Here is a 1,442-nt window from a genome sequence, read left to right as displayed (position 1 = left end):
CAACTGTTAATTATTTTTATTTTATCATCAATATGCTCTAATTCTTTTGATGGCTCGCCATTGTCATAGTAGTAATAATTTCTACCGTTGAGTTTGCCGTTGACATAATTCTCTTCAGCCATTTTTTTACCATTTTCATAATAAGAAAGCCACTTTCCCGAGGGCTTGTCTCGGGTAAAGGTACCTTTTTTTGCAAGTGCACCGTTTTCATACCTAAACGTCCATTCTCCTGTCATACGTCCATTTTTATAGCTTCCTGAATCTGAAAATTGACCATTAGGATAGAAGTTTATCCATAAACCATCTGCCATCCCTGCCTTGTAGTTTCCTTCCCTGGTCTTCGCGGAACTACCATCATACCATGTCCACTTACCAGTTTCAATACCATGCTCATAGTTTCCTTCCAAAATTACATTGCCGTATTCATTATAATAGGTCCAGAAGCCATGAGCTTCCCCATCCATCAATTCTCCTTCTGACATCTTTGCTCCACTTTCGTAGTAGAAGGTTTGGGTGCCATTTACATTGCCTCTGAGCACAAAAAATAGTACTGATATAACAGCAAACGTGCCTATAGCTAACGGCATTCTTAATTTATGATTTGCGGGGTAGGGAATGTAATCAGATGATTGACTTAGTTTTTCAAGTTCATCAATTGAAAGTTTTCTGAAAGCAAAATTATATCCTTCGGCGATGGCAATTCCGTAGAAGAGAAGATCAATCGGGCTGAAGGTTTCTGCATAGATAGATCTTAGCGTGGCCAGGTCTATGAGTTTGAAGGCATTAAGCAGCCCCATAGATTGATAATCGGCAATAAACCACAACTGAGTAAAAAAATTGCCCAATAAACATCCTAAAAGAGCATAAGTAGCACCAATGATACCATAGGTTTTATCGACTCCTGAACCAAAGTATCTTACTGCAAAACCTACTATAAGTCCCACACCAATAGCCATATAGCCAATCTGGTAATTTGTAGCTACTGTAATAGCAGCCCATAATATGCCACTCACGAGTGCCGCGGCCAGTCCTCCCACGATGGCGTATAGGGGGTCTTGAGTCTGGCGGAGCCTTTCCACTACCTGAGGATTCAGGCGATCAATTACTTCTGATGGCCTTACTTCTGCCTCTGGGGTGGCAAGTTGCTCCTGCTCTTGCTGATAAGCAGCTTCTACTTCGTCTTTAACAAAATCATTACAGGTATTTTCAAATGTGGCTACATTACCTGTAAGCTTACATACGATTCCTTTCTGCATATCCATTTGTCTGTTTTGACATATCTTGCAGAATTTGAGTTGTTCTTGTCTGGTCAAAATGAATAAAAATTAAAAACAAAATTTTATAAATAAAATCACAATATATTTAATTTTTATTCATGAATGAAAGGAGTTTCTAAAGAAAAACGGACAGTGTGGGAAAATAGGTGTTAAAAGGGGATATTT

The 1,442-nt window shown here is 38.8% G+C and carries 1 protein-coding gene; it reads right to left on the bottom strand.

The window, feature by feature from the left end:
• Nucleotides 1–1,256 (bottom strand): toxin-antitoxin system YwqK family antitoxin (locus E1163_RS00515; RefSeq protein WP_155168571.1); only part of this gene is annotated, 1,256 nt, incomplete at its 3' end.
• Between the last annotated feature and the right edge of the window lie 186 nt (nt 1,257–1,442).

The sequence above is a fragment of the Fulvivirga kasyanovii genome, from assembly GCF_009711405.1.
In the GTDB taxonomy this organism is placed as follows: Bacteria; Bacteroidota; Bacteroidia; order Cytophagales; family Cyclobacteriaceae; genus Fulvivirga; species Fulvivirga kasyanovii.
The sequence above is the reverse complement of the archived record's forward strand: the minus strand, read 5'-3'. Positions and strand labels throughout refer to the sequence as shown.